We start from the raw sequence: 22,349 nt of genomic DNA, 5'->3' as shown, positions 1-22,349 counted from the left end.
CTCCTGCCTGTGAAGAAGAACGTGCAAACGACCGTAAGAGTTTCACGCTTTTGAGAGAAATCTATGGTTTATCGAAAGGAATTAAATGGGTGCAATAAGGTACCCCCATGATGCTGAGCATAAGAATTGCTTAATAACATGCGTGAAGTTTCCTGCTTATCCTATTGATATAGATAATATTAATTAATTTTAATGTTAATTTAAATTTACACCACGAAGTTTGCACAATGAATTAGATATTGGTGGTAATATTTTGTTTTATATGTGATTTATTGATCATCTTTGGGTTCTGGCTGCAATGCGGTGAAACCGTCTGCAAGTCCGGTGGCGGAAAAGGTAAAGACCACAGGCTGTGCCTGCACGTTGGGCCGATAGCTTCCGATGATTTGACCTTCGGATGTGGCCAAGCTTTGCATCGTGTCCTGATCCAGTTCCAGCAGCGCTTCGCACATGTCACGTCCACAGGTCTGCCATGTGAAATTCAATACCTCATCGCTGTCCTCGGCCCGCAACGCATATCCGGCGGGCAGATAGGCACCAACCGGAACCCGTGCAGCCAAATATCGCTGTGTTCCATCCGCTGACCAAAAGCCGATCACCTGCGATAGAAACGCCCGATCTTCGCTGCGCAACAGCTTTTGATCTAGGACGCAGGTGGTTTCATTCACAGCTAAGGCTTCACAGCTGACAGACCATGCACCGAATTTCTGACCATTGACCACACGCGTTGGCGTATTGCTGCTTTGGGCGAAAGCCTGCGTCCCAAGGGATGTCACAACAGCGGTCAAAACGGAAAGAAATGTCTTCATGGGAGAATACCTCAAACTGCAAACTGGCGCATAATCGACGCCGCTGGCGGCAAAAGGCCGCAACCATTTGGAACTGTCAACCCGTGGTGCGGATCCAATGGTCTTCACAGGTGGTTGCACCGCATTTGGGGCTATGGCAAGCTTTGACGAAGATCTGTGTGGGGTGTCGATTTTAGGCACTAATACATGCATGACAGGATTGGCGAATAATTGGCATTATGTAACATGGTTGGCGTAATCTTTTTTCACGCTAAATTTTATCCGAAGGAATTGGTCGCATATGGCCGAAGACAGCACCGCAGCCCAGTCGGAACCTGATAAGACGCAGCCTCCGGTGTCAGCACTGCGCTATGAGACGCCGTTTGAACTGTATAAGGCGATGCCGCATGTCGCCCGTGTGACGCAGCATCGACCGCGTGAAACTGAGGATTGCCTAGCCTATTTGATGCGGCTTCGTGCATCGACCACACCGGAAGAGGCTGTGACATTTACCGCTTATGCAGCGTTACCTAAGATGGCGATTTGGTGGGGATATGAATGTCTGCGCCTAGCCGGCGATGATATGACGGCGGCAGATCGACATTTGATGGAACTGGTGGCGACATGGACCACCTATTCCGATACGGAAAACCGTTACCGGGCTATGCAGGCAGCCCTATATGCGCCGGTATCGTCGCCCGCGACGCATCTGGCCTTGGCGGTGGGGTGGTCAGGCGGTGGGATCGCCCCTAATGATCCGCAGCCCGTCCCCAGCCACCGCGCGCCGCGCGCGATTAACTCGGCGGTTTTGTCCTGTTTGGCGAATACCGATCTGCAAGGGCGCTCCGTTCGGTTGGCACGTTTCATTGATACCGCGGCTTCATTGTTTCGCGTATATTGATCAAAGGATTTCGGAAGGACGCGAGGGGTCGCGCAGCGGTGGCAGTCGTGCGGGTTTCGTGAAAGGTGATGGGCGATGAGCCTTGTGTTGAGAATTGAAAATTACGACATGCTTGAGGATGGCGGCCCGGCGTGGTTCGCATTGGAGCGTCGTGGGGCCAGCATCGGGCGCAGGGTCGCAATGGATTGGGTATTGCCTGACCCGCAGCGCCATATCTCTGGCCATCATTTCGACATTGAGTTCCGCGACAGCAGCTATTGGTTGACCGATGTGTCAACCAACGGGACATTTTTGCAAGGCCATCGTTACCGCATCCAAGGACCACATCAGTTGCAGCATGGAGAGCGGCTGATCGTGGGGCATTATATTATCGCTGTTGAACTGGCGCAAATATCCGGGTCACAGCCGGCGTCTGACGGCTCCGGACCTGCGCAGGTTTGGACCAGCGCGGATGATGACGCCGATCCTTGGGATTTTGGTGCACCGATGGAGCCGGTGAACCCACATCCTGCGCCCCACCAAAGTGTCGATCCGTTCGCTTTGACCGGGCAAGATTTTGTAGGCTTGCAAGCCCCACAAATCCCCCCCGTCCCGCCGGTGCCCCCGCCGGGTGTGGGGGCAATGCCACCACCCCCTGCCCCATCTTCATTGCCACCACTACAACGGCCCGCGCTCCAACAAGACGCGTATGCCGCACCATTGCCGCCGCCACCCCATGCGATGCCCCAAAGTGCGGCGCATTCTGTGCCCGGTGGTCAGCCGTTTTCCGGAGGCCCCGTTGCACGCGCAGAGACACCTCCAGACACGCACATCGGCGTGCAGGACATGATCACGGCCTTTTGCGAAGGGGCTGGAATTGACCCCGCCTTGATGGCGCAACAAGATCCAATTGCCTTGGCCAAAGATCTTGGCCACTCGTTGCGTATCACCACGGATGAAGTGATGCGGATGCTGCAAGATCGTGCCAATGTGAAGCAATTCACCCGTGGTGGGGATCGGACTATGCGTTCGGCGACGGGAAACAACCCGCTGAAATTCATGCCCGATCCACAGCAGGCCTTGGAAGCAATGTATGCCCGCCCGCGCGACGGGTTCATGGCCGGGCCTGAGGGGCTGGAAAATGCGCTTGGCGATTTGCGCCAACACCAAATGGCGGTATTTTCCGCACTGCAACCCGCCTTGGCAGAGCTTTTGCATGGGTTGGCGCCGGAAGATGTTGAAGCTGTCGCTCAGGGTGGATCGCGCATGCTGCCGGGCAATAAGCGTGGCAAGAACTGGGATATTTATGTGGATCTATGGGCAGAAAAATGCAGCGCCGGAGAGCACGGGATGCTTGATGCTTTCTTACAGGCGTTTGCCCGCGCATATATCGCGGCGAATTCCCGCCCACAGTAAAAGGTGATTGCTGTGGCCCGGGTTGACCCTGGGTGAAAAAAATATCACCTTGCCTCAAATACGCCTTATATCGTCGCTAAGCATTTATGATATATTGATTTAAAGGATTTTTCGGGATGGATTTGGCTTCCCTCTCGCAGCCCATTGCACCAGATGCGCCTTGCGGTCCAGATTTGAACGCGGCTGAAGATCCAGCGTTTGATGAATATTATTTTGATGCCACCGGGCGTTTACCTGCAGTCTATGTTCAATCTGGTGTCGCGCGCCCGGATGGAACGCGTACCCCTGATATGATATTTGATTCCAGTGATGTGGATATCACGGCTGAAACCTTGGCCATTGATGCGCTTTTGGCCCGAAGCCGCGATCTGCGGCTGATGGTTTTGCGCGCGCAATGGGAGGTCCTCGCCGGGCGCTTGCCAGGCGCTGCCGCGACCGTGGGCGCGATTGCCAACCTGTTGGAGCGCTTTCCTGATCATCTGCATCCCACGCTTGAGGATGGGATCGGTGATCGGCGTGAAACGATTGGCGATTTAAACAACCCAACGACAATTGTTCAGCCGTTGCAATTTGCCGGATTGGTGGGCACGACCGAAGTCACTTTACGGAAAATTATGGTGGCCGGCGGTAAGGGCACGCCACTTGGTTCTGAACAGGACCTGCAACTTGGCGCGCTGAAGGCCACTCTGTCTGATAGCGGATTTCGCGCCAAGGTTGACGAAAATCACGCGGCGCTTTTGATGTTTCGTGACGCGTTGACGCGGATTGAACAGGCGTGCCAAATCAATGCAAACGGCCCGTTTTCACCACAGTTTGGGCAGGTAAAGACGACGCTGGATGAGATGATTTCAGTTGTCGAAGATGCGCGTCCCGACCTGCGCGGGTCGGATCTGCAAATGACCGGTGACGCGGTCGCTGATCCTGCCCCATCCGAGCCGGCCACACCCGTTTTACAAGCGCCACCGGTGGCCGCCACCGGCCCCAAACCCCAGATCGTCCATCACACACATGCTCGCCAGATGTTAGAGGCCTGCGAGACATATTATCGCCGGTTTGAACCATCGTCGGCGGCGCTTTTGCTGGTGACTCAGGCACGGCTTTTGATCGGCAAACCGCTGATCGAGGCCTTGGAGGTGCTGCTTCCGGTAGAGTCGAAAAAGGCAATTGTGGATTTTGGACCGAAGACAGGGTTTGCGCTGAATCTTGATCGGCTGAAGGCCCTGAGCGGTGATATCCCCGGCGGGCTAGCGCCCGAACGCGCCCCCGATCCGCCCACAGGGTTGGTGCCGATTTTAAGCACTCCGCAACAGGCCGCCGACACTGTGCGCGCGGTCGAAGATTACTTTCGTACATCAGAGCGATCCAGCCCTGTTCCGGTTCTGCTACAACGTGCACGAACCTATCTTGACAAAGATTTTCAATCGCTTATCGACGAACTCATCCCGCAAGATGCGGCAAAGTAACCCATTTATAGGATATAGAAGCGTCCGCGAAATAGCCGATGAACTGTCGTTGACATCATTTTGTCAAAGGAGTTTGATTTGATATGAATTGCAATTTTCGTGGGTCTTAGGGAGAAATTATTATGGCTTCGGATACTGGTTCAGGATTTATCAAACGCAATCGTCCGCCGCGCGTGCAGATCCAATATCAAGACCCCTATGACAGCGAAAAAATGGTCGAACTGCCTTTCGTGATGGGTGTGATGTCTGACCTGTCGGGCAATAATCCCGGCGCAGAAAAGCCGGCAATGGAAGATCGCAGCTTTACTGATGTGACCAAAGATACGCTGGATGATTTCATGGGTTCGGTGAAGCCTGGTATGACCTTCATGGTTGCGAATAAGCTGGACGAAGGGTCGACAGATCGCTTGGGTGTGAACCTATCATTTGGCTCGATGGATGATCTGGAACCCGCAGCGATTGCGCGCCAGATACCGCAACTGCGCAAGCTGCTTGAGGCGCGTGAACATCTGGCGAATTTGCAGCGTTACATGGCGGCAAAACCGAAGGCACAAGATGAGGTGAAGCGGCTGCTGGATGACCCGACGCTTTTGGCCCTGCTGGCATCGAAAATCAAGGATGAAGACGAGGCGAGCGAAGATAGCGCACCGGCCTGAGGCCCGTGTTATCTGACCGTCCATTCAACTTAGGGGATAGCTGATTATGGCAACCGAAGCCCAGTCCGAAGGAACGCAGGCCGCGCAAGGTCTTGATGAGCTTGCAGAGTTTTCGTCGATCTTGAAGCAAAGCATTAAGCCGCGCACAGATGATGGAAACAAGGCCGTCGACAATGCTGTAATTGCGCTCGTGCGCGAAGCGGTGAATGACGAAAACCTTGTGTCCGAAGATGTTATCGACACGCTTGATCAGATGATCGCGAAGCTGGACAAGAAGCTGAGCGCGCAGATGAATGAGGTGATGCATAACGCCGAGTTCCAGCAATTTGAATCCAGCTGGCGTGGCCTGTCTTACACGCTTAACAACGCTGAAACCGATGCCACGATGCGGGTCAAGGTTTTGAACGTGTCCAAGCCGGAATTGTCGTCAATGATGCGACGGTATCCGGGCGCGAAATGGGACAAATCCCCCTTATTCAACATCGTTTATGAACAAAATCTTGGGACTTTGGGTGGCAAACCCTTCGGTGCCCTCATCGGGGATTATCAATTCAGTCATTCGTCGCCTGATGTCACGCTTTTGACATCGTTGTCGAAAGTGGCCGAAAGCTCACTTGCGCCGTTCATTTCCTCGGCCGCGCCAGAGCTTTTGGGCATGGACAGCTGGAATGAAATTGCCACGCCGCCGGACGTTTCAGAAATTTTTGAAACGCCCGAATATGCAAAATGGAATTCCCTGCGTGACAGTGAGAACGCCCGTTTTGTCGCGCTGACCCTGCCCCGTGTTTTGGCCCGCGAACCCTATGGTCCGGACTCCAACTCCATCGTTGAAGAATTCAACTTTGTTGAAGAAACTGATGGTCATAACGGGGAAAAATATGCGTGGATGAATGCCGCCCACGCGATGGCAGTGAATATCTCCCGTGCGTTCAAAGATCACGGTTGGACGGTGCGCATTCGCGGTGTGACCTCCGGCGGAGAGGTGCAAAATCTACCCAGCCATGTGTTTGACACAGGCGATGGCTCAAAGGATTTGAAATGCCCTACCGAAGTGTCGATCACAGATCGTCGCGAAGGGGAGCTTTCAAAAGCAGGCTTGATCGGTTTGATTCACCGTCAAAACTCGGACAAGGCTGCATTCATCGGGGCGCAATCCCTGTATCGTCCAAGAAAATACGCGGATGATATGGCGACAGCATCGGACAATATGTCCTCGCGTATCCCGTATATTTTCGCAGTGTCGCGCTTTAGCCATTATCTAAAAGCCATGGTGCGGGACAAGATTGGCCAAAGCCCGGATCGGGCACAGCTTCAGCAGGAATTGCAGGGCTGGATCAATAAATATGTGACGGCCAATCCCGAAAGCGCCAGTGAAATGGAAAAAGCCAAAAAGCCACTCGCTGGGGCGAAGGTCGAGGTCGTGGAGGACGAGCTCAACCCCGGTTATTATCAGGGCAAGTTCTTCCTTAAACCTCATTTTCAAATGGAGGGCATGGATATCGGCATGAGCCTGGTATCGAAATTGCCCGCCGGTAAGTAATTGCTTCGGCCCGTTTTTTTTGGGCCGTCGTAACTTTGAACGCCAATAGGAGATTTTATCATGGCGATCGATTGCTTTTTAAAGCTTGAAAACAACATCAAAGGTGAATCGCAAGACGCGGGCCATATTGATTGGATTGACGTGTTGTCGTGGAACTGGGGCATGACCCAATCCGGCACGACCCATATGGGCCACGGTGGTGGTGGCGGTAAGGTCGATGTCCAAGACATCACCGTGTCGAAATATGTCGATGCCGCGACCCATGACCTGATCAAGCGCTGCTGCTCGGGTGAGCATATCTCTGCCGGTCAGTTGGTGGTGCGTAAATCCGGTGGTGCTGCGCCGATCGATTACCTGACAATCGATTTTGAAGATATCATGATTTCGTCCTATTCGACGGGCGGTATGAAAGACGGTCTGGACCGTGTTCAAGAAACCCTGACGTTGAATTTCCGCCGTTTTGAAGTGACCTACACCGTTCAAGAACAAGACGGCACCGCGGGCCCACAAAGCCAAGCTGGTTGGGAAATCGCAGAAAACGTTGAATGGAGCGCCTAATCGCCCCTGCGGCGGTTAGCCTAAGCTGACATTCGCTTTGGAAGGCCGGGTCTTCGGCTCGGCCTTCCTTACAGGTGTTGCCCGGAATAATGGTGCAGGGCTTGTATCCAGCGTATTCCGATGCGTTTCGCCCAAATTTATAGAGGCACAATGACCAGTTCCGAGCTTGATCCGGCCGCAAGACGGCACTGGCGGCGCGATGATCGTGCTAAAGTGTCGATACTGCAGGTGTTTCGTGCCTCGTTCGCTGATCATGATGCCCGGCGTGCCCCCGCAGATGCGACCAATGACGGGCGTGAAACTTCTTCGCGCTCGAAAATGCGCCGCGACGGCGTGTCAGAAGACACACTGCGCGCCCATTTGGAATATGACCTGAACGCGCTGTTAAATACTATACGTCTGGATGCGGCCTCCTCACTCAAGGATGCGCCCCATGTCGCGCGCTCTATCTTGAATTACGGGTTTCGGGATTTATCCGGCGTGCCAGCGTCCAGCTTGCAAAAGCCTGATATCATTCAATCCATTCGTCAGTCGCTGATCGATCATGAACCGCGTTTGGTGAAACATTCGATATCGATTACCGTAGCGGATACGTCGAAAACCACGGATCAGCGTCTGTCGCTGACCATCTCGGCCGAGCTAATGGGTGATCCGGTGGATATCCCTCTGGATTTCGATGCAGAAGTTGATCTGGGTGCGGGCAAGATGAAGATGTCCAAACTGCGGGTGCAATTATGAAACGCGCCTTTCGGGATAGCTATAATCAAGAGCTTGCAATCCTGCGCGAACGTGCCAGCGAATTTGCCCTGGAATATCCTGGCCTTGCGGATCGTTTAGGCGGTCTTCTTGAAGAAAACCTTGATCCGACGGTCGCGGGATTACTGGAAGGATCGGCTTTTTTAGCGGCGCGTGTGCAATTGAAGATGCACGAGGAATTTCGCAGCTTCACGCATGAAATGCTGGATCAGGTTTTTCCCGATGCTTTGGCCCCAACACCGTCGGCGATGATGGTTCGGGCGAGCATTCCGGTGGAAAATTCCGATATCGTGCAGGGGCTGCATTTTGCGCCCGGCCAGTATTTGGATGCGCGGTTTGTGGATGCAGATAAACGTGTTTCGTGCCGCTTTGCCTTAGCCGCGCCGTTGACGTTGTACCCGCTTGCATTGACCGGTGCACGCTACCATGCAGGAACCGGCCCGATCGGCGCATTGGGGCAGGAAATCGCGCCGGGCACAAAGGCGGGGCTGGTGTTTGATATCGCGCGGCTTGGGCCATCGGGCACCGTGGACGGCGCACCATTGTCAGAGGTCGCGCTGGATCGGTTGCAGGTGCATCTGACGGGTCCGATGACACAGGCTGCTCAGCTATATGAACAGCTATTTGCGAATGTTGCGCGCGTGTCACTGCGGTGGTTGAACGCCAATGGTGATCCTGTGTTTTCGCGCCTGCCCGTCGGATCAATCGAAAGCATTGGCTTTGCCAGTGATGAGCGATTGTTCCCGCATAATTCCCGGCTGTTTGATGGCTTTGCATTGCTGCGTGAATATTTCGCATTTCCGCGTAAATTCATGGGCTTCATAGTCACCGGATTGAAAGATCGGCTGCGGATGATCACCGGTACACAGGTGCAGGTGATCATCGAATTTGATCAGGCCAGCCTGTCATTGGAACATCTACTGGAACCCGGCCATCTTTCGCTGCATTGTGTCCCGGCGGTGAACCTGTTTGAAGAGATCTCGTCTCAGGTTCGGGTGGATCAAAAACATCATGAATTGTTGGTCATGCCCAATAGCGCGCCTGCGACAAATTATGAATATCACGCGATTACAGATGTTTGGGCCTATTACCCCGGTCATCAACAAAAGATGCGCGTTCATCCGCTTTATGCATTGCCTCCCGATGACAAAGACCCGCGACAGGTGTTGTATTTCACATCCCGGCGCAAGCCACGCCGCCTGACGGTGCAGGAAAAACGTTTTGGATCGTCGAAACACCGTTATAAGGGCACCGAGACATTTCTGTCATTATATGAACCGCCCGGCGAAGATAAGGTGCAGCGCCTACAGGTGCGCGGTCTGTGTTCCAACCGCCATCTGACAGAACATCTGCCGATCGCTCAGGGCGGGGATGATTTTTATCTGGTGGATGATCAATCTGTTGTGCTGGCCTGCGCGGCAGGGCCATCGGCGCCCCGTGCAAGCCTTGCGGATTTGGAAACATCGTCTGGGATCCGCGCGCAATCGGGCGATGTCTATTGGCGGCTTCTGAGCTATTTGTCGTTGAATCATTTTGGGCTTGAAAGCCGGGACCGCGACAGCTCGGCCGCGCCGATGCGAGAGCTTCTGGCTCTTTTTGCCGATCTGTCTGATAATGTCGCACAGGCGCATGTTGCAGGTTTGCGTGATCTGAAAACCCGCCCTGTCACCCGCACGATGGCGCATCCAGATGGCTATCACACGGCACGCGGATTAGAGATCACTTTGACCTTCGATGAAGAGGAATACGAAGGCGCAGGCGTCATGGTTCTTGGTGCAGTTCTGGATCGTTTTTTGGCCGAATATGCAGCGGTGAACAGCTTTACTCAGATCGTTATTCAGTCGCATCAGCGCCAGCATATTGTGACCTTCCCGCCGCGCACAGGGTCTGGTCCATTGTTATGAGCGGTCGCACAATCCCCCCGACACCCCTACCCCAAACACGCACTGATGTGCTGCTGGCGCGCGAAACGCAGCAAGCACAGGCGCAAGGTGTCGGATTATTTGCCTTGTTGCGTGAACTAGAGCGCAACAGCATGGATCGCCCCCGGATTGGTCGCAACACGCGACTGCGCGATGCGGTGGTGCGTTTGGGACAAGATCCGTTCCTTGCTTTCCCAGATACAGATTTAGCGCGTGTGGACCGGGCGCGCCGCGCTCCGATGGTGCGGGCGCAGTTTCTGGGTTTTTTCGGTGCCTTTGGTGCGCTGCCGCTGAGTTGGACAGAAGAGGTGAAGCGCTGGTTCGACGCGGGCGACGCCAGCTTTGTTGCCTTTACTGATATTTTCGCAGCCCGCTTTCAGGAGTTCTTTTTCCGCGCATGGTCTGATGCTCGCCCGATCACACAGTTCGACCATGCCGATGACCAGTTTCAAACATGGCTGTTGTCGCTGCTGGGCAGTGGGACAAATGCGTTTCGCAATCGCGGCAGTGTCGTGGATACTGTCCGCTTGCGCCTGGCGCCTTTGGCAATGGGGCGGGTTAAAAGCCCGGTACGGTTACGTCAGATGTTGCAGCTGCATTTTAACGGTGCGGCACAGGTCACGATTGAGGAAATGGTGCCAAGCTGGCTGTCATTTGAACCCGACGCTCATGCCAAGCTAGGCATTCAGAACGCAAGTTTGGGCCGCGATTGTCATTTAGGGCAAAAGCTGCGCGCCGTGGGGCAAAAAATTCGTATTCATCTGTGTGTTGATACCTATGATGCCTATCAACGCTTTTTGCCCGGCGGTCAGGATTTTATAGAACTTCAGGATATAACTTATTGGTATATTGGACAAATGTTTGAAATTGATGTGTTGCTTTGGTTGCCGCAACCACAGGTGAAGCCAGCGATATTGGGCCAATGCGGCACGTTGGGCTGGATGGCTTGCCTGGCCCCCAACAGTGACACGCACAACAAGATTACACAGGCGACACGCTTTGCGCTGATTGCCCCTTCGGACCCATTGAACACGACAGTCATCGCTGCCGCCTAAGCGCGACGTGAGGCAAATTGACGATAAAGGACATTGCAAACGTGACCGAGATTACGATTGAAACCTACGCGGGAAAGATGAACCGCACCGGCTATGATGCCTTTTTGCAGGCGATGCGCCACGCACGGTCAGAACGCAATCGGACCGTCGATCTATGTCATTGGCTGTTTCATGCCGTGTCAAATAAAAATACCGACCTGTCTGTCACACTTGACGCGCTGCAGCTGGACCGGGCACAGGTGCTGAAGGATTTGGATGCGGCGGTTTCATCGCTTGATAAGAATGTCACGGAAACGCCTGGAATATCTGAATTTTTATCCGATGCGCTGAATCATGCATGGACCTATGCAACCTTGTTTTTTGGCGAAGCACAAATCCGCACCGGTCATCTTTTGGTTGCGTTGTTAAATGATCCCGCGCTGCGGCGCCAACTTACCCGCTACAGCGCGGTATTTGCATTGATTTCCGTAGATCAGCTGGGCCAGGACAGCCGCACGCTTTGGGCAGACAGCGATGAAGAGTCCTTGCCACCGATGGATGGTGCAGGGCTTGGCACGGGCAATGCGGCGCCGGGCGCGGCATCGGGCGTGTCGGGCACGACGGCTTTGGGCCGGTTCGCGGTGGATATGACCGCGCAGGCTGAAAATGGCGGCATGGATCCGATTGTGGGTCGCGATGAAGAAATTCGCCAGATCATTGATGTGCTGCTGCGCAGGCGTCAGAATAACCCGATCCTGACCGGTGAGGCGGGCGTAGGAAAAACCGCCGTTGTGGAGGGGTTTGCGCAGCGTCTGGCGGCCGATGATGTGCCGCCCCTGCTGCGTGGCACCCGTCTGTATATGCTGGATATTCAGGCAATGCAGGCCGGTGCTGCGATGAAGGGAGAGTTTGAGCAGCGGTTAAAATCCGTGATCGACGAGGTGCAAAACGCAGCCACCCCAATCATTTTGTTCATTGATGAGGCCCACACGCTGATCGGTGCAGGTGGCGCTGCGGGAACGGGTGATGCTGCAAACCTGCTGAAGCCGGCATTGGCACGCGGCACATTGCGCACGATTGCTGCGACCACATGGTCGGAATACAGGCAGTATTTTGAAAAAGATCCGGCCCTGACCCGGCGGTTTCAGCCGGTAACGGTCGAAGAGCCTACGGTTGAAACCTGTTGCCATATGCTGCGAGGCATCTTGGGGCCGATGCAATCACATCATAGGGTTCGGATCTCGGATGAGGCGATTGTTGCCGCGGTATCGCTGTCACATCGCTATATTCCGGCACGCCAATTGCCTGATAAGGCAGTGTCATTACTAGATACCGCCTGTGCTCGTGTGGCGGTCAGCCAGTCTTCAACCCCGGCACGAATTGAAGATATACGCGCAAAATTAGCGGCATTAGAGGCGGAAATTGCAGGTAAGGTGGCCCAGATAGACCTGGGCGAAGGCAATGAAACGCGCCGCGCCGAAGCGCAGGCAGAACAGATGGAACTGCGCGAACGACTGGCTGTTTTGGAAGACAGCTATGACACGCAAAAGGCGCTGGTTGATCAGGTGCTTGGCCTGCGTGAAAGGCTGTCCCTTGGGCAAAGTGCGCCGGATCAGGCCACGGCTGAGCGCGAAGACATGTTGTTGAAGATGGCGCAGCTAGAGGCGACGGCGATAGAAGATCGCATGATCTATTCGCATGTGGATGCGCAATCGGTGGCGGCCGTGATTTCTGATTGGACAGGTATTCCGACAGGCAAAATGGTGCAAGATGAGCTGCAAGCCGTGCTGCATCTGGCCGATCATCTGCGCGAACGCGTCATTGGCCAAGATCACGGGCTGAAGGCGATTGCCAAACGGATCGAGACAAACCGCGCGGGTCTTTCCAACCCTAATAAACCTATTGGGGTCTTTATGCTGTGCGGCCCTTCCGGTGTGGGCAAAACCGAAACCGCCTTGGCCTTGGCTGAGGCGCTGTATGGCGGTGAGCAAAATATCATCACCATCAACATGAGCGAATTCCAAGAAGCGCATAGCGTGTCTTTGCTTAAGGGCGCGCCTCCGGGCTATGTTGGATATGGCGAAGGTGGGCGTTTGACCGAAGCGGTTCGGCGCAAACCCTATTCGGTTGTCCTGCTGGATGAGGTCGAAAAGGCCCATAGTGATGTGCATGAGCTGTTCTTTCAGGTGTTCGATAAAGGCGTTATGGAAGATGGCAATGGGCGCCAGATCGATTTTAAAAACACGCTTATCTTGCTGACATCCAATGTTGCCACCGATGTCATTATGCAGATGTTTGAAGAGGGCAAACCCCTGCCCCAGATTGAGGAATTTGAGGCGGCGATGAAGCCTGCACAATTGCAGGTGTTCCCACCTGCGCTGTTGGGGCGCATTGTGTCGATCCCCTATGTGCCACTGTCCAAACCGGTTTTGGCGGGCATCGCCAAATTAAAGCTGGGCGCGGTTGAAAAACGCCTGAAATCAGAACACGGCGCTGAATTGGTCCTGGCCGATGGCGTGTTGGAACATATCGTGGCGCAATGCCGTGATCCGGATTCTGGCGGACGGATGATCGACAATATCATTACCAATTCGATTTTACCCGACCTGTCACGTCAGATTTTGTCGCGTATGGTGTCGGGCGAGAAAATTTCACGGGTCACAGTCGCAATGGACGATGGCGCAATGGAAGGTGGCGGCTTTACCTACCAGATTATTTAGGCCGAAAATCGTGCTGAAAATGAAAACTGCCGGTCCCGATGGGCCGGCAGTTTTGCATTGGGTGATGTGGCGGCACGCTGGCCGCAACATATTTCGTTTAGCGAGTGAACTTTTTGTATTTTACCCGTTTCGGGGCTGCAGCATCGGCGCCAAGGCGACGGATCTTGTCGGCCTCATAATCTTCAAAGTTACCTTCAAAGAATTCAACATGCGCATCGCCTTCAAAAGCAAGGATATGCGTGCAAAGACGGTCAAGGAAGAAACGGTCGTGCGAGATGATCACAGCCGATCCGGCAAAATCTTCGATCGCGGCTTCCAATGCCTGCAGGGTTTCCACGTCCAAATCGTTGGTAGGTTCATCGAGCAGAAGAACGTTACCGCCGGATTTCAACAGCTTAGCCATGTGAACGCGGTTGCGCTCACCCCCTGACAGAAGGCCGACTTTCTTCTGCTGGTCCGCACCTTTAAAGTTGAACGCACCGCAATAGGCGCGGCTTGCAACCTGTGCATCGCCCAGATCGATCATCTCGGCACCGTCGGAAATCTCTTCCCAGACGTTCTTGGCAGGGTCAAGCGCATCGCGCGACTGGTCCACATAGGCCAGCTTGACCGTGTCACCGACAACAATCGTACCCTCATCAGGCGCTTCATTGCCAACGATCATCTTGATCAGGGTGGATTTACCGGCACCGTTCGGACCGATGATCCCCAAGATACCGCCCGGCGGCAAAGAGAAGGACAGGTTTTCAATCAGCAGCTTGTCGCCCATTGCCTTTTTCAGGCCTTCGACTTCAAACACTTTACCACCCAGACGGGGGCCGTTTGGAATGACGATCTGCGCCTTGCCGACGCGGTCCTTAACGCCCTCATCTGCCAGCTTGTCATAGGCTGCGATACGCGCTTTGGATTTCGCCTGACGTGCCTTGGCACCGGCGCGGATCCATTCCAGTTCTTTTTGCAGAACCTTGGATTTCGCTTTGTCTTCGCGGGCCTCTTGCTCCATTCGCTTGGCTTTCTGTTCCAGCCATTTGGAATAATTGCCTTCCCACGGAATACCGCGGCCACGTTCCAGCTCTAGGATCCAGGATGTAATGTCATCCAAGAAGTAGCGGTCGTGCGTGACGCACAAGATCGTGCCTTTATATTCGATCAGGTGCTTTTGCAGCCAGGCGATGGTTTCCGCATCCAAGTGGTTGGTCGGTTCGTCCAGCAGCAGCATATCAGGCGCTTCAAGCAGCAATTTGCACAGCGCGACACGGCGACGTTCACCGCCCGACAAAGTTGCGACATCTGCATTGTCATCTGGGCAACGCAGCGCTTCCAGCGCCACATCAACTTGGCTGTCCAGATCCCATAGGTTTTCCGCGTCGATCTGGTCTTGCAACGCGGCCATCTCATCGGCGGTCTCGTCCGAGTAGTTCATTGCCAACTCGTTATAGCGCGCCAGCTTGGCCGTTTTTTCCGCGACACCTTCCATCACGTTTTCACGCACGGTTTTGGTCTCGTCCAGCTCCGGCTCCTGCGCCAGATACCCGACCTTGGCACCTTTTGCGGCCCAGGCCTCGCCTTGGAAATCTTTATCCATGCCGGCCATAATCTTTAGCAGGGTCGATTTACCTGCACCGTTCACGCCGACAACACCGATTTTCACACCGGGTAGGAATGAGAGTTTGATGTTCTCAAAACATTTTTTACCGCCGGGATAGGTCTTCGAGACACCATCCATGTGGTAGACATACTGATAGGACGCCATTGGAAACCTCGCGCACGGGATGAATTTTTACGTTTGGACGTGCCTTATCGGAAATGCACGCGCAGGGAAAGTCTTGCGCGCATAACACCCGGCGAAAAGCAGATGATTCTATTTTTACCCTACGCGATGGCATTCTAAGGGCGTCAAAACTGTGCGCGAATCCGGCTGCTAAACTGTTTCGTTCACCGTGGCGTTATTTTCGGTCGCGACACTGTGAACTGTCCAGTTCAGATACATTACGAAAAATCCAGAATTTCGGCCAAAATCGGCGTTCTCCTTAAACGTGTAACTTTATGAAATGACTAAAAAAACTGCAAATTATGAAGCGATACTTAAGCGCAATACTGCAAAAATGCACAGTCTACGGGCAGTTTTTGGCAATTCCCAAATTGATCGCACAGGATCAAATGTAATTCATCGGCGCCATTCGCTCCCCCCTGTCGGCGGCGCTGAACACATTGCAAGCGGCTTTGGCCGTACGAACGAAGGAGATAATGTGATGTATTCGAAAACTCTTGCTCTGGTTTTGACCGGTCTTGTTGCAACCGCAGGTGCTGCATCTGCCCAAGGTTTTTCCGCTGCACAGGTTCAACTGTCCGCTCAGGCTGGTGTTGCGCCGGGCCAATTCACCGTGAATGAGCTGTACACTATCATTGAAGGTAACAAAGACGGCAACACCATGGGTGAAGTAGGCGCGGCACCTTTAAATGGTGCGGCCCCTACCCTTTCGGCGGGCGAATCCCAGTTGGCAGCGCAAGCGGGTGTCGAGCCTGGCACATTTAACGCAGGTCAGCTGTCGTTCCTGGTCAAAGAAAACCGCGATCCCGATGGGAATGCCATCGCAGTTGCTGAAGTTGAAGACGGTTTGGCACGCAGCTCTGCGGATTTGACCGCCGGTGATTTGCAGATGGCACAGTGGTTGGGCATTGACCCAGCTGGTTTGTCCTCGGCTCAAATCAGCGCGCTGTATACACGCGCACATGACGATTGATCAGTGTTATTCAGTAAATGGTATCAAAAGCGGCCCCCAGTGGGTCGCTTTTTACGTTTTCAGTCTGTTGTTTTCATGACGAACTGCCAAATTCAATAAATCGATGGAAATTAATTTCCATGCTAAGCCGCCGTTATGGCTACATAAATTCTTCCATCAGAAAATCATTGAGAAAAAGCGGAACCAATCCGTGAGGCGCGGTGTTGTCTATTCATACAAGCGATTGATATCGCAGGAAAACGAACGAAGGATATATACCATGCTTACCAAGACATTTGCTCTTACATTGACCGGTCTGATTGCTGCAACTTCGGTTTCGGCGCAGGAATTTTCACCCGCTCAAATCCAGATGTCGGCGCAGGCCGGTGTTGAGCCGGGCCAATACACGATTGCCGAATTGCAAACCATTATCGCAAGCAACACCGATGATGATGACGCAGGCGAATTGGCTGTCAAATCAACGACCATGGGCACCGTATCGCCAGGTGATGCGCAATTGGCCGCACAGGCGGGCGTTGAGCCAGGTAAATACACCACTGCAGAGTTGGAATTCTTGATCAAAGAAGGTCGTGACCCGAATGGTAATGATGTTGCCATCGCGAAGGAATCGATCAAGCGTGACCCAAGCATGATCACTGAAGGTGATTTGCAGATCGCGAAAATTCTAAATGTCGACCCGACGATGTACACAACCGCCGAGCTGGCCGCGATGTATAAGTTGAAAACAGACAACGACAACACTGTGAACGGTGGTTAATCCCACCTGACGCATAAGGTTAGTAAAGGGGTGGCTTTGGCCGCCCCTTTTGCATATTTGCTTGGCGCTTTGTAGTCTGACCCCGGCGCCCCCAAAAAGAAGAACGCAAAATGTCCACTGTGTTGAACGAGCTTTACGAATCCAACACGCGTCGGGCCCATGTCTTTCGCTATGCCCTTTTGGTGTTCGATCTGGTGACAATTGCGTTTGTGATCGTGACGTCGTTTTTTTCGCGCCAGGCATGGATTGAAACGGTCGATATTTTCATTGGCATTGTAATTGTGGCGGATTTCTTGGCGCGGTTTGCGATATCGGGGCAAAAAATTCGGTTTTGGACCCAAGCAGGAACTTTGGCGGATCTGGTCGCCATTGCGTCATTTCTGGCACCCATCACAGGCGAGGGGCTAGGTTTTTTGCGGATTTTGCGAACGTTGCGGCTGTTGCATACCTATCAGCTGACCTATCGGCTGCGCAAAGATTTCCCGGTGTTTCGTAAGCATCAAGAGGTGATCTTGGCCTCGGTCAACTTGATGGTGTTCTTGTTCGTCATGACGGGGCTGATTTATGCCACGCAGGTCAATGTGAATGATCAAATCAACAATTATGCCGATGCGCTGTATTTTACCGCGACAACACTGACGACAACCGGGTTCGGTGATATTACCCCGGCGGGCACTTGGGGGCGTATGCTGTCGGTCGCAATCATGATCTTTGGCGTGACGTTGTTCTTGCGGCTGGCACAGGTGTTGTTTCGACCAACCAAGGTACGGCAAAAATGCACGACCTGTGGTTTGACACTGCATGATCCTGATGCAGTGCATTGCAAACATTGTGGCGAGACCATCGATATCGCAACCGAAGGCGTGGTTTAGCCACCGTCTCATCGGGTCGTGATCTGCTGTTGTGGGATCATGCCCTTGCCACACAGGCGTTAGATCGCTACATCGCCCCCGCCGGTCGCAGCCTACCCGGTTATTAAAACAAGGACTGAACATGAAAACACTTGTCATCTGCTCTGGCGGGTTGGACTCGGTGTCTTTGGCGCATTGCGTCGCAGATGCCGGCGATCTAAGCCGGTTGGTCAGCTTTGATTACGGCCAACGCCACCGTAAAGAACTTAGCTTCGCGGCGTCTTGTGCGGCGCGTTTGAACGTCCCGCATCACATCATTGACATGCGCGGCATTGGATCGGCGCTGACAGGCTCTGCGCTGACCGATGATCTGGATGTGCCAGATGGGCATTACGCCGAAGATACCATGCGCATCACCGTGGTGCCAAATCGCAACGCGATCATGCTGACGGTGGCCTTTGGGATTGCTGCGGCGCAGGGCGACAGCGTCGTCGCCACGGCGGTGCATGGGGGCGATCACTTCATTTATCCCGATTGCCGTCCCGCATTCACACAGGCGTTCAACACCATGCAGCAAGCGGCGCTGGACGGCTATGCCGATGTGCAGCTTTCGACGCCTTTTGTGCATCGCTCCAAAGCGGATATCGTCATTGCTGGGGCGCAGGTAAACATGCCCTTTGCCGACACATGGTCATGTTACAAGGGCGGCGCGCATCATTGCGGCCGTTGCGGCACATGTGTGGAACGTCGAGAGGCCTTCGATCTGGCGGCTGTGGCTGATCCCACTCGCTATGACGATCCTGATTTCTGGCGGCAGGCGATTGCAGATCGGAAGGGGGCGTGATGTTCAAAATCTCGAAGGAATTCCATTTCTCGGCCTCGCATCAGCTGGGTCACTTGCCGGCGGATCACCAATGCGCACGTCTGCATGGGCATAATTACATTGTGGTTGTCGAGCTTACAGCAGAGGCTTTGAACCGCGACGGTTTTGTCCGAGATTATCATGAGCTTGCACCGCTAAAAACCTATATCGACACGCATTTTGACCATCGCCATTTGAACGACGTGATGGAAGGGCCGTCCACAGCAGAGGCGCTTGCAAAGCATTTCTTTGATTGGTGCAAGGCGCGTTGGCATGAGACATCATCGGTGAAAGTGTCGGAAACGCCCAAGACGTGGGCGCAGTATAGCCCGGTGCGGCCATGAGCCTGCGGATCGCAGAGATTTTCGGCCCAACGATCCAGGGCGAAGGGGCGTTGATCGGTGAGCCTACGGTGTTTGTGCGCACGGGGGGATGTGATTATCGTTGTGTGTGGTGTGACAGCCCGCATGCAGTCGACAGCGCCTATCGTGCAACATGGGCAAAAATGGAGACCGATGAAGTCTGGGAGAAAGTGCGCGCCCTGTCAGGTGGGCAGCCGCTGACCGTGTCGCTGTCGGGTGGTAACCCTGCGATCCAAGATTTTGGCCCAATGATCGCGATGGGCCATGCGCAAGGCTACCGCTTTGCCTGTGAAACCCAAGGATCCATCGCCAAGGACTGGTTTTCAGATCTGGATATGTTGGTTTTGTCGCCCAAACCGCCCTCATCGCAAGAACATGTGGATTGGGAGGCATTCGCCGCCTGCGTGGCCACCAAGCCAGCGAAAACGGTGATGAAAATCGTCATTTTCGATGAGAAAGATTACCATTGGGCCCGCCAAGCTCATGCACGCTTCCCTCAGTTGCCACTGTTCTTGCAGCCGGGCAACCTGGAGGTGGATCCCAATATTGCCGTTGATCTGTCGGCGCAATCGGCGCGGCTGGAATGGCTGGTCGACAAGGCGATGGCCGATCGCTGGTTTGCGCCGCGTATCTTGCCCCAACTTCATGTCATGATCTGGGGAAATAAACGCGGCGTTTAGGCCCAAATGCGCCAGCCAGCGGCATCGAGCCCCTGACTGGCGCTGCCAGCGCCCTGCGGGCACCGGCGGTCTTTGGGTCCAACGCTGGCACGCGGCGGTCCGTGCCCGTCAGGGCATGGGCGCGTCGCCAAGGGGGTCAACACCCCGCGCAGGCATCGCTCCCCCCCGCCCATCCCCTACCGTTCCCTTTCGCGATCCGGTCTGGGATTGGTTCCCAGCGGTGCAATCCCCATTGCCCAAATCACTGCCTTCGGGTATGAGCGCGGGCATGAGCAACCGCCCCGACCTCCCGCCCGAAATCGCCCGCCGCCGGACCTTTGCGATCATTTCGCACCCTGACGCGGGCAAGACGACACTGACCGAAAAATTCCTGCTTTTCGGTGGCGCCATTCAGATGGCGGGTCAGGTGCGTGCCAAGGGTGAGGCGCGGCGCACCCGCTCTGATTTCATGCAGATGGAAAAGGACCGTGGGATTTCGGTCTCTGCCTCGGCGATGTCCTTTGAATATGGCAAATTCCGCTATAATCTTGTTGATACGCCCGGCCACTCGGATTTTTCGGAAGATACCTATCGTACATTGACCGCGGTTGACGCGGCCATCATGGTGATTGACGGTGCCAAAGGCGTTGAATCCCAGACCCAAAAATTATTTGAAGTCTGCCGTTTGCGCGATTTGCCGATCCTGACATTTTGTAACAAGATGGACCGAGAATCGCGCGACGTTTTTGAAATCATTGACGAAATTCAAGAAAACCTTGCAATTGACGTTTGCCCGGCGTCCTGGCCCATCGGGGTGGGGCGTGATTTCCTTGGCGCCTATGATATGTTGCATGACCGGTTGGAACTGATGGATCGCGCGGACCGCAATAAGGTTGCGCAATCGGTAAAAATCAGCGGGCTGGATGATCCTGAATTGGCCAACCATGTGCCCGCCGATCTGCTGTCTAAGCTGCGCGAAGATATCGAAATGGCGCGCGAGCTGTTGCCAAGCTTTGACCGCCAGTCCTTCCTGGAAGGTCACATGACACCGATCTGGTTTGGCTCAGCCATCAACAGTTTCGGTGTCAAAGAGCTGATGGATGGGATTGGAAATTACGGCCCAGAGCCTCAGGTTCAAAAAGCAGCCGAACGCGATATTTTGCCTGAAGAGAAGAAAGTCTCGGGTTTTGTCTTTAAGGTTCAGGCCAATATGGACCCCAAACACCGGGACCGTGTGGCTTTTGTGCGGCTGGTGTCAGGGCATTTTAACAGGGGAATGAAATTGACCCATGTGCGGTCGAAAAAGCAGATGGCGATTTCCAATCCTGTGCTGTTTCTTGCCGCTGATCGGGAATTGGCGGAAGAGGCATGGGGTGGCGATATCATCGGCATTCCCAACCATGGCCAGCTGCGAATTGGCGATGCACTGACAGAAGGCGAAGCGTTGCATATCACCGGTATTCCGTCTTTCGCACCAGAGCTGCTGCAATCCGTGCGTGCGACCGATCCGATGAAGGGCAAACACCTGGAAAAGGCATTGATGCAATTTGCTGAAGAAGGTGCGGCAAAAGTGTTCAAGCCGATGATCGGTTCGGGCTTTATTGTTGGGGTTGTCGGCGCGTTGCAATTTGAGGTTCTGGCAAGCCGGATCGAATTGGAATACGGTATTCCGGTGCGGTTTGAACCGTCGCAATTCACCTCGGCACGCTGGGTTTTGGGCGATGCGGATGCCTGCGACAAGATGATCAATGCCAACAAACAACATATGGCCACTGATAATGATGATGACGCGGTATTCCTGACCCGTTTGCAGTGGGATATTGACCGTGTCGTGCGCGATTACCCCAATGTCACATTGTCTGCGACGAAGGAAATGCTGCAGTGAGCACGCCGCTTCCGCCAGAGCTTTTGACGAAGTTCAAAGACGAGCCGGATTGCCCTGCAGGGACTGTGACCATTGACGATCTTGCGGCGCATTGGCTGGCAGCGCCGCTGGGCGATCAGCCCAATTGGGCACAGTCATGTGTGTTTGTGATTGGCGAAGTGCCGGGATGGGCGTGGGAGTTTGTTACCTGCGCGTTGCCCCGATTGGCCACACCGATCCATGCGGTCATCCTTGCGGCCGGCCCTTTGGAAGATTTGATACAGGCACATGGCCTGTTCATGATCGACCAGATAGAGGCATTGGCGCAAACATCGGCGCGGTTTCGGTATGTCTTGTCGGGTGTTGAATTCTACGACACGGATGATGCGGCGGAAATCGACATGTTTGAACGTTTGGCAAAGCTGCGCGGCCCCGCGATGAAATCCGGGATTCCGGTAGGCGGCCCCTTGCCCGCGGCTGACGGCGTAGTGTCCGTCGATTAACGCAGCCGCGCCTG

Annotated in this window: 20 protein-coding genes; 18 read left to right on the top strand and 2 right to left on the bottom strand. The window is 54.3% G+C overall.

Annotation, left to right across the window (positions count from 1 at the left end; translation table 11 throughout):
- Window positions 1-269: 269 nt before the first annotated feature.
- Complete coding sequence (locus tag BFP70_RS04350) at window positions 270-809, bottom strand: invasion associated locus B family protein (RefSeq protein ID WP_066010154.1); 540 nt, start codon at window positions 807-809, stop codon at window positions 270-272.
- A 280-nt stretch (window positions 810-1,089) separates the two neighbouring features.
- Between BFP70_RS04350 and BFP70_RS04345 the strand changes: the two genes are divergently transcribed.
- The 10 genes from BFP70_RS04345 to tssH all read left to right on the top strand — a co-directional run bounded on the left by BFP70_RS04345 (window position 1,090) and on the right by tssH (window position 13,733).
- A complete protein-coding gene (locus BFP70_RS04345; protein WP_066010153.1) occupies window positions 1,090-1,689 on the top strand; it encodes a hypothetical protein in 600 nt (199 codons plus the stop codon).
- Window positions 1,690-1,764: 75 nt separating this feature from the next.
- Window positions 1,765-3,084 (top strand): type VI secretion system-associated FHA domain protein TagH, encoded by a 1,320-nt coding sequence (tagH, locus tag BFP70_RS04340; RefSeq protein ID WP_066010152.1) that lies wholly within the window; start codon window positions 1,765-1,767, stop codon window positions 3,082-3,084.
- Between the two features lie 116 nt (window positions 3,085-3,200).
- Window positions 3,201-4,547, top strand: a complete 1,347-nt coding sequence (locus BFP70_RS04335) for an ImpA family type VI secretion system protein (protein WP_066010151.1) — start codon at window positions 3,201-3,203, stop codon at window positions 4,545-4,547.
- Window positions 4,548-4,669: 122 nt separating this feature from the next.
- Window positions 4,670-5,203 (top strand): type VI secretion system contractile sheath small subunit, encoded by a 534-nt coding sequence (gene tssB, locus BFP70_RS04330; protein WP_066010150.1) that lies wholly within the window; start codon window positions 4,670-4,672, stop codon window positions 5,201-5,203.
- Between the two features lie 46 nt (window positions 5,204-5,249).
- Entirely contained in the window at window positions 5,250-6,743 is a 1,494-nt protein-coding gene (tssC, locus tag BFP70_RS04325) for a type VI secretion system contractile sheath large subunit (protein WP_066010149.1), read from the top strand.
- 60 nt (window positions 6,744-6,803) lie between these two features.
- Entirely contained in the window at window positions 6,804-7,301 is a 498-nt protein-coding gene (locus tag BFP70_RS04320; protein WP_066010148.1) for a type VI secretion system tube protein Hcp, read from the top strand.
- A gap of 150 nt (window positions 7,302-7,451) precedes the next feature.
- A complete protein-coding gene (gene tssE / locus BFP70_RS04315) occupies window positions 7,452-8,039 on the top strand; it encodes a type VI secretion system baseplate subunit TssE (RefSeq protein WP_141693096.1) in 588 nt (195 codons plus the stop codon).
- Entirely contained in the window at window positions 8,036-9,961 is a 1,926-nt protein-coding gene (tssF, locus tag BFP70_RS04310) for a type VI secretion system baseplate subunit TssF (protein ID WP_066010147.1), read from the top strand. The genes tssE and tssF overlap by 4 nt, the downstream gene beginning before the upstream one ends.
- Window positions 9,958-11,034 (top strand): type VI secretion system baseplate subunit TssG, encoded by a 1,077-nt coding sequence (tssG, locus tag BFP70_RS04305; protein ID WP_083217348.1) that lies wholly within the window; start codon window positions 9,958-9,960, stop codon window positions 11,032-11,034. Before tssF ends, tssG begins: the two co-directional genes overlap by 4 nt.
- A 41-nt stretch (window positions 11,035-11,075) precedes the next feature.
- Window positions 11,076-13,733 carry a type VI secretion system ATPase TssH gene (tssH, locus tag BFP70_RS04300; protein WP_066010146.1) on the top strand — a complete coding sequence of 886 codons (2,658 nt, stop codon included), beginning with the start codon at window positions 11,076-11,078 and terminating at the stop codon, window positions 13,731-13,733.
- A gap of 97 nt (window positions 13,734-13,830) precedes the next feature.
- Here the strand turns inward: tssH and ettA are convergent, their stop codons facing one another.
- Entirely contained in the window at window positions 13,831-15,486 is a 1,656-nt protein-coding gene (gene ettA, locus BFP70_RS04295) for an energy-dependent translational throttle protein EttA (protein ID WP_066010145.1), read from the bottom strand.
- A 499-nt stretch (window positions 15,487-15,985) separates the two neighbouring features.
- Between ettA and BFP70_RS04290 the strand changes: the two genes are divergently transcribed.
- From BFP70_RS04290 to BFP70_RS04255, 8 genes are all read left to right on the top strand, one after another.
- Window positions 15,986-16,477, top strand: coding sequence for a hypothetical protein (locus BFP70_RS04290; protein ID WP_066010144.1), 492 nt, complete (start codon window positions 15,986-15,988; stop codon window positions 16,475-16,477).
- A 103-nt stretch (window positions 16,478-16,580) separates the two neighbouring features.
- Window positions 16,581-17,234, top strand: a complete 654-nt coding sequence (locus BFP70_RS04285) for a hypothetical protein (protein WP_141693095.1) — start codon at window positions 16,581-16,583, stop codon at window positions 17,232-17,234.
- A 110-nt stretch (window positions 17,235-17,344) separates the two neighbouring features.
- Window positions 17,345-18,106: a potassium channel family protein gene (locus BFP70_RS04280; protein WP_066010142.1), complete on the top strand. Its 762-nt coding sequence runs from the start codon at window positions 17,345-17,347 to the stop codon at window positions 18,104-18,106.
- A 121-nt stretch (window positions 18,107-18,227) separates the two neighbouring features.
- Window positions 18,228-18,929 carry a 7-cyano-7-deazaguanine synthase QueC gene (gene queC / locus BFP70_RS04275; RefSeq protein ID WP_066010141.1) on the top strand — a complete coding sequence of 234 codons (702 nt, stop codon included), beginning with the start codon at window positions 18,228-18,230 and terminating at the stop codon, window positions 18,927-18,929.
- Window positions 18,929-19,291 carry a 6-pyruvoyl tetrahydropterin synthase family protein gene (locus BFP70_RS04270; RefSeq protein ID WP_066010140.1) on the top strand — a complete coding sequence of 121 codons (363 nt, stop codon included), beginning with the start codon at window positions 18,929-18,931 and terminating at the stop codon, window positions 19,289-19,291. The genes queC and BFP70_RS04270 overlap by 1 nt, the downstream gene beginning before the upstream one ends.
- Window positions 19,288-19,989, top strand: coding sequence for a 7-carboxy-7-deazaguanine synthase QueE (gene queE, locus BFP70_RS04265; RefSeq protein WP_066010139.1), 702 nt, complete (start codon window positions 19,288-19,290; stop codon window positions 19,987-19,989). Before BFP70_RS04270 ends, queE begins: the two co-directional genes overlap by 4 nt.
- A 268-nt stretch (window positions 19,990-20,257) precedes the next feature.
- The gene (locus BFP70_RS04260; protein ID WP_066010138.1) at window positions 20,258-21,853 is read left to right on the top strand and encodes a peptide chain release factor 3; all 1,596 of its coding nucleotides are present in this window, start codon (window positions 20,258-20,260) and stop codon (window positions 21,851-21,853) included.
- Window positions 21,850-22,335 (top strand): DUF6869 domain-containing protein, encoded by a 486-nt coding sequence (locus BFP70_RS04255; protein WP_066010137.1) that lies wholly within the window; start codon window positions 21,850-21,852, stop codon window positions 22,333-22,335. Before BFP70_RS04260 ends, BFP70_RS04255 begins: the two co-directional genes overlap by 4 nt.
- Window positions 22,336-22,349: the final 14 nt, after the last annotated feature.

Origin of the sequence: Thioclava sp. SK-1 (genome assembly GCF_001705665.1) — a bacterium.
Classification (GTDB): Bacteria; Pseudomonadota; Alphaproteobacteria; order Rhodobacterales; family Rhodobacteraceae; genus Thioclava.
Note: the sequence above shows the minus strand (reverse complement) of the source record. Positions and strands in the feature narration are given on the sequence as shown.